We start from the raw sequence: 6,833 nt of genomic DNA on the forward strand, positions 1-6,833 counted from the left end.
CGGCGCAGGTAGTCGAGGCCGAAAACGATGGCCTGATCGCTTCGACCCAGGCTCATGAAAAGGTCAACACGCAGCCGAGTGACGCGGGCCAAATCAGTGAGGCTGGCGGCACGGCTTGCCAATTCCGCGAGCCGCGCCTGCGCCTCAGCCGGCGCCCCGGCGAGGAATTCGCATTCGGCCCTGTGCAGATTGAGGCCGAAAGCGAGATCGTACCGGCGCTCCCACGCATCATCCGGCAAGAGAGCCGCACCCGTGCTGGCATAGGTCAGCGCCGAGGCGTACGCCGCTGCCGCTCTGGCACGGCGGGCGGCAACCAGGTTCAGATTCGCGAGGCGCTCGCGCTCCTTGGCCGACGCAATCAGCATGCTGCCTCGGTTGAGCTGGCCGACGAGCTCAAAGATATTCTCCTCGATTGAATTTGAGGGCGTGTGAGCGAGGAGAAGGCGGCCAATGCCGAGATGCGCGGCGGCCCGCTCGCTTTCGGGGATGAGCCCGTAGGCGGCCTCTTGAACCCGGTCATGGAGGAACCGGTACGTGCCCTGTTGCCGCAGCACCAGCCCGGCCCGCACCGCAGGCCAAAACAAGGCGTGAACTGCTTCTTCATTTTCGCGCCGGATAACGGTCAAGGTGGCGACCGTTGCGCGGTTGCCAAGATAGGCCAGCATGTTGAGGGCAGCCTGGGTCGTGGCGGGCAGGCGCTGCAGTTTGCTTAGCATAAGATCTGCGACGTTGTCGGTATAGCCTTTGGCCCGTATGCGCTCGAGGTCCCAATCCCAGCGCGCTTGGGCACGATCGAAGCCAAGCAGCCCTTCGTCTGGCAGTGCACTCAGAAACTGAAGCGCGAAGAACGGATTGCCAGCGCTCTTGTTGTGCACCAACCGAGCCAGCGGCTGGACCCGGTCGCTCCCGCAATGAAGAGCGTCGGCGAGCATCCGAGCCATATCCTCCAGCCTGAGCGGCGTCAGCGCTATCTCGTCAACCCGCCCCCCAGCCTCGCGGATCGCAGCCAGCCGACGGATCAACGGGTGCCTCGGCGTGACCTCATTATCGCGATAGGCGCCAATCAGTAAAAGGTGACGCACATCCCGTTGCGTGCACACATCCTCAAGCAGGTCGAGCGTCGCGGCGTCCAACCATTGCAGATCATCCAGGAACAGCGCCAGAGGATGCTCCGCTCCGGCAAACACTCCGAGCAGTCGCCTGACGATCAAGTGGAAGCGGCGCTTCGCGTCTTGCGGTGGCAGCTCTGTGACCGACGGCTGCGGACCGATTAGCAGTTCGAGCTCCGGGACGAGTGTCACAATCAACCGCCCGCTCGCGCCCAAAGCTTCAGTCAGGCCGGCCCGCCAAAGCGAGAGCTCGGCTTCGCTCTTGCCAAGCAAAGGCCGAATGAGGCCTTGCAGAGCCTGTGCTAAGCTCGCATAGGGAACGACCTGCTGGTTCTGGTCAAATTTGCCGGATGCAAACAGCCCGCGAGACGGTACGAGAGCGCGGTGGAGTTCGTGCACGACCGTGGACTTGCCAGCTCCGGCATGGCCCGAAACCAACACCAGCTTCGGCCCGTTGCCCGCAACGACCCGGTCGAAGGCGGCAAGCAGGACAGCGATCTCACGCTCGCGCCCATAGAGCCGCTCAGGAATCAGCAGCTCGTCGGCCAGATCGTGCGTCCCGAGCGGAAATTCACCGACCCGCCCCCGGCTCCCCCTGTCAACCAAGGCGCGTCGTAGATCTGCCTCCAGCCCGCCGGCCGTCTGGTAGCGCTCCTCGGCGTTCTTGGCGAGCAACTTCATGACGATTGCCGAGACAGCGCGGGGCACCTTCTTCATCCGCTCGGACGGTGGTACCGGTCGCCTGGCAATGTGGCAGTGGACCCATTCCATCGGATCCGAAGCCATGAACGGCAGCTTGCCGATAAGCATCTCATACAATGTGACGCCGATCGCATAGAGGTCGCTGCGCGAGTCGACCGACCGGTTCATGCGACCGGTTTGTTCTGGAGCCATGTATGCAAGGGTACCGGCAATGACCTCGGGTGGCTCGGGCGTTTGGCGCTCGCGAGATAGGCGCGACGCCACGCCGAAGCCGGTGAGCCGCACCTGGCCGGCTGCCTCGTTCACCAGGATGTTCGTCGGCTTTATGTCCCTGTGAATGAGACCGCGCTCGTGAACCTTGCCAGCCGCTACGGCTATGCCAATGGCAAGACGCAGAAAGAGTGAGAGCTCGGCCGCCATGCCATGCTTGCGCTCCCCGATCAGCCGACTGAGCGGCACGCCGCCGCAGTCCTCCAGGATCAGCGCGCTGCGGCCATTGTCCTTGATAAACTCCAGGGGCTTTGCCGCCCACGCACTGTCGAGCTCGTCCCTCAGGCCATATTCGTGCGCGAGTCTGTCCAGCCAGGCTCGGCTCGGGTGCTCGGTCGCAGGCCGCACCACCAGGACAGGCTGCGGCCCGGCCTTCTCGTCCTGGCGTATCTGCCGTGTGACAACGCGTTCGCCGTCATCCCAGGCGGCTTGGAGCGGGTCAGGCCGGGCCAGATTCGACATCGCCTGCCAGCCAGGAGCGTCTAGGCGCTCCTGGCTGCCTGTGATTTTCCTGGCGCTCCTCTTCGGCCCGCCTTGGACGGTGCCGTTCATCTTCACACCGCTCCGCTCGTTATTGCCCACATCCATCTTGGAGGCTTCACCGACTTCCCTCTCGTGTCAACGCGCTCCATTCTGGGATCCGGCAAGGCTGATCGCATCTTTCGCTGACTTCATCCGCGCCCACCTTCCGGTCGCAGAGCATGCTCCTTAAACACGGCCCGCAAAAGACAGGGGCCGCGAAAGCGTTGTTCTGCCGTTTTGAGAGGGGCCGCGCCGGCAAGGGGGGAGGTTCTTGCGGTCAAGGGCACACCGGCGCGGCAGTCGGCCCCTGGTGGGAGGAACAGGATCTCAGGGCCGTTTTAACGTTAACCCTGCCTGGACTACTCTTGGTATTATGCCGGCGTATAAGCGCTTAACCGTTTTGGCGGGTTTCCTAAACCAGCCTGATCCCTATGTCAGGCAACGTGGCCTTGACGATGCTTGGTTCTGCTGTCGTCTTGCCGTTGCGGATGATGTAAAGCCGCGCCTTGAGCCGCGTGTGGAACGTCTGGTCGATCTCGCGCAGGCTCAACCCGGCGGACATCAGAAAGACCTGGTTGCTGGTGCCACCGTCGACATGCATTTCGTGATAGGTCTTGCCCGCTGCAGTCACCTCCAGTTCGACGGGGGGAAAAATGCCGGGAATGGATGTGGAAGCCAGGATGACTTGCTTGAAGAGCTTCAACCGGTCCAGCCGATTGCTCGCTGCGATGGCACCCATGTCCCAGATTACCGCTCGATCCGCGTCGAGGTTGGTTGGTCCGATGAAGAGTCGCCGTCCCTTCCCCGACTCCCGGGCGATCTGATCGAGCATGTCCTCGGTAATGTGTTCGTCGAGCAGCTTGGCGAGCGGCGCGTTGCTCGTGAAGGAGGCGCTCGACAGCACGCCGAGGATGCTGTGCTTGATATAGATGTTGGCATCCTTGACGTGGTGAAGCCCCTGCTTGAGCTTGTCGTCGTAAGCCGGCCCAAGGAACGCGAATGGCGCGATCAAAGATCCAGTACTGATGCCGGTGACAATGTCGAACTTGGGCCTGGTCCCGGCCTTGGCCCAGCCGGCGAGAATTCCAGCTCCGAACTCGTCGCTGCTGCCACCGCCGGAAAACGTCAGCGCATCGAGCTGTCGCAGTTTTATGATGGGTGGGTCTTGGCCGCCTTTATCCGCTCGTCGCGAAATGAGACGAGCCGATCGGCCGGGAAACTTGCATAGGAATCGCCCCAGTCGCGTATGTCGCCGGGGGTAGCCACTCAATTCGGCTGTGGCCATGACCGCTGCTCGTGGCTCCCTCCCCTCGAGCGAAACGTCATGCAGAACGGTGTCGCGCAGTGGCCAACGGCTAACGACGGCATGACCATAGTGGCCGTCCGGCGCAGTGATCACGCGAGCTTCGGCCGCGTGCGTTCCAAGTGCGTCTTTCAGATATTCGAAGGCGGGGTTGGTCAAGCCGGTCTTGCGCCGAGCATCAGATCAGGCACACGCGACGATGTAGCCCGATAACTCACCCGCCGAGGTCTGCGAGAGGATGAAACGAGATGGAGGATCGGTCTTCCCGGCGCCAGGTCAGCCGGTTAGTCTGGCGCTCGCAAAGCGACCGTGTCGACCGGCAGCTTGCGCAAGCGCCTGCCGGTCGCGGCAAAGATCGCGTTGGTCACGGCAGGACCGATAGCTGATGTTCCAGCTTCTCCCATGCCGCCCGGGGGTTCCGAGCTTTCGACGATGTGCACTTCGATTGCCGGCGTCTCGTCCATGCGCAGTATCTGATACGTATCGAAGTTGGCTTGCTCGACACGCCCGTCCTTCACCGTGATCTGGCCATAGAGGGCCGCCGTGATCCCGAAGATCACGCCGCTTTGGATCTGGGCTCGGACGATGTCCGGATTGACGACCGTGCCGCAGTCGACGGCGCAAACCACCCGGCGGATGCGCACGCCGCCGTCGCTATTCACCTCCACCTCGGCGACTTGCGCTAGATAAGTCGCGAAGGCGAACTGGAGCGAGACGCCCCGGCCGGCGCGCTCGGGCAGCGGCTGGGCCCAGCCCGCCTTTTCTGCGGCAAGTTCGAGTACGGCTTTGGCACGGGGTGACTGTCCGAGAAGGGCATGCCGATAGGCGACCGGGTCCTGCTTCGCCGCTGCGGCCAATTCGTCCATAAAACTTTCCGTGACGAAGACATTGTGCGAGGGCCCGACGCTGCGCCAGAACGCGGTCGGAATCCCCGGCGGCTCCACCCGCACATACTCGACGTGCATGTTGGGCAATGAATAGACCAGATGGATCGCACCTTCGGTCGTATCGGCGTCGAGGCCGTTGTTGAAGCCCGGTGGCCACCACCGCGCCATGACCGAGGATCCGGCGAAGCAGTTCTTCCAGGCGACCGGCATCCCTTTCGCATCCAACCCGGCGGAGATCCGGTCGAAGAACATCGGCCGGTACATGTCGTGCTGAATGTCTGCCTCGCGCGTCCACACGACCTTGACCGGCGCATCGACGTGCTTCGCGATCTCCACGGCACGCGTCACGCCGTCCAGCTCCAGCCGCCGGCCGAAGCCCCCGCCGATCAGGTGGTTGTGGACGACGACCCTGTCGAGCGGAACGCCGGCTGCATCGGCAACGGCAGCCTGGACTCGCGCAATCACCTGAGTGCCAACCCAGACTTCGACCTCGTCGCCGCGGAAGTGGACCGTACAGTTCATCGGCTCCATCGTCGCGTGCGCGAGGAACGGGACATAGTACGTAGCTTCGAGCTGGGTGGCGGCGCTCGCCATTGCGCTGTCCGCATCGCCGATGTCTTGCGCCACCGCTCCCGGGCCGAGCGTCGCCCTCTCAAGCTCGGCCGCGATCGCGTCTGTGCTCAGCTTGGCGTGGGGACCGTCGTCCCATTCGATCACCAACGCCTCAAGGCCTTTCTTCGCCGCGCCCATGTGATCGGCCACCACGGCGACCGCATCACCCAGCACAACGATCTGACGTACGCCGTTCACGGCCCTTGCCGCCGCATCGTCTACGGTTTTCACGCGGCCGCCAAAGACCGGCGATTGCGCCAAGGTCGCGACCTTCACACCCGCCGGGCGAACGTCGATGCCGTAGACGGCCGTGCCGTCCACCTTCGCCGGCGTGTCGAGGCGCTTGGCGGGCGTACCGATCAGCCGGAACTCCTCTGGTCGCTTGAGCTCGACGCGCGCGGGGACGGGCATCTGCGCCGCGTCGGCGGCGAGCTCGCCATAGCTGAGCCGCCGCCCGGTCGGCGCGTGAAGCACTTCACCGCTTTGCGCGCGGCAGGACCCGGACTCGACGTTCCAGCGCGCGGCCGCTGCGGCGATGAGCATGGTTCGCGCGACCGCACCGGCTTCCCGCAACGGCTGCCAGGCTGCGCGTATGGAACTCGAGTTGCCGGTTGCCTGCACCCCGAGCAGCGGGTTCGCATAGAGCGTCTCGTCAGGCGGCGCGTGCTCCAAAGTGACCTGCTCCAGGTCCACCTCCAGCTCCTCCGCGATCAGCATCGGGATGGAGGTGTAAGCGCCCTGGCCCATCTCGACGTATGGCATGGTCAACGTGACCTGCCCGTCGGCGGCAATTCGGATAAAGGCGCTGGGAGTGAACGGGGAAGTCTCGGCTTCGGCCTTCGTGACAGCACTCGCGGTGTGTCCACCCGGATCAGGTCGAAGATGTTTGGCGAGTCCGGGTAAGCCGAAGACCACAAAAAGCGCGCCCCCGGCACCGAGACCAACCTTCAACATATCGCGGCGCGACACCGGCTGTGGCGCGGAACGATTGTTCAGATGATCGGTCATGATCAGCCTCCTTGCTGCCTCGAGGTCGAGGTCGCGGCGGCTTGCTTGATAGCTTCGCGGATGCGCAGATAAGTCCCGCAGCGGCAGGCGTTACCGGCCATCGCGGCATCGATGTCTGAATCGCTTGGATCAGGATTGCCGGCTAGGAGCTCCGCCGCGGACATGATCTGCCCGGACTGGCAGTAGCCGCATTGCGGGACATCAAGGTCGAGCCAAGCCTTCTGGATCTGTGCGCCGACCGGCGTAGCGCCGATGGCCTCAATCGTCGTGACTTCGGCCCCCTCCACGCTGTCGACGAGCGTGATACAGGAGCGCGTGGCGACGCCGTCGATATGCACGGTGCAGGCGCCGCAGAGCGCCGCCCCGCAGCCGAACTTCGTGCCGGTCATGCCGAGCACGTCGCGAATGACCCATAGGAGC

The 6,833-nt window shown here is 63.9% G+C and carries 4 protein-coding genes; all 4 read right to left on the bottom strand.

The genetic code is table 11. From position 1 onward, the window contains the following. Window positions 1-2,633: ATP-binding protein (locus tag NMG80_RS37680; RefSeq protein ID WP_436798515.1), on the bottom strand; the 2,633-nt coding region annotated here is incomplete at its 3' end. Window positions 2,634-3,015: 382 nt separating this feature from the next. Continuing rightward, a complete protein-coding gene (locus NMG80_RS01055) occupies window positions 3,016-4,065 on the bottom strand; it encodes a patatin-like phospholipase family protein (RefSeq protein WP_436798516.1) in 1,050 nt (349 codons plus the stop codon). 125 nt (window positions 4,066-4,190) lie between these two features. Further along, window positions 4,191-6,413 (bottom strand): xanthine dehydrogenase family protein molybdopterin-binding subunit, encoded by a 2,223-nt coding sequence (locus NMG80_RS01060; RefSeq protein ID WP_254016412.1) that lies wholly within the window; start codon window positions 6,411-6,413, stop codon window positions 4,191-4,193. 2 nt (window positions 6,414-6,415) lie between these two features. Next, window positions 6,416-6,833 (bottom strand): (2Fe-2S)-binding protein (locus tag NMG80_RS01065; protein ID WP_254016413.1); only part of this gene is annotated, 418 nt, incomplete at its 5' end.

This window comes from Mesorhizobium escarrei (assembly GCF_935825525.1).
In the GTDB taxonomy this organism is placed as follows: Bacteria; Pseudomonadota; Alphaproteobacteria; order Rhizobiales; family Rhizobiaceae; genus Mesorhizobium; species Mesorhizobium escarrei.

Bases quoted from the DNA above. Each gene is read 5' to 3' on its own strand.
- NMG80_RS01060 (WP_254016412.1), bottom strand. From the start codon at position 6,413: ATGACCGATCATCTGAACAATCGTTCCGCGCCACAGCCGGTGTCGCGC.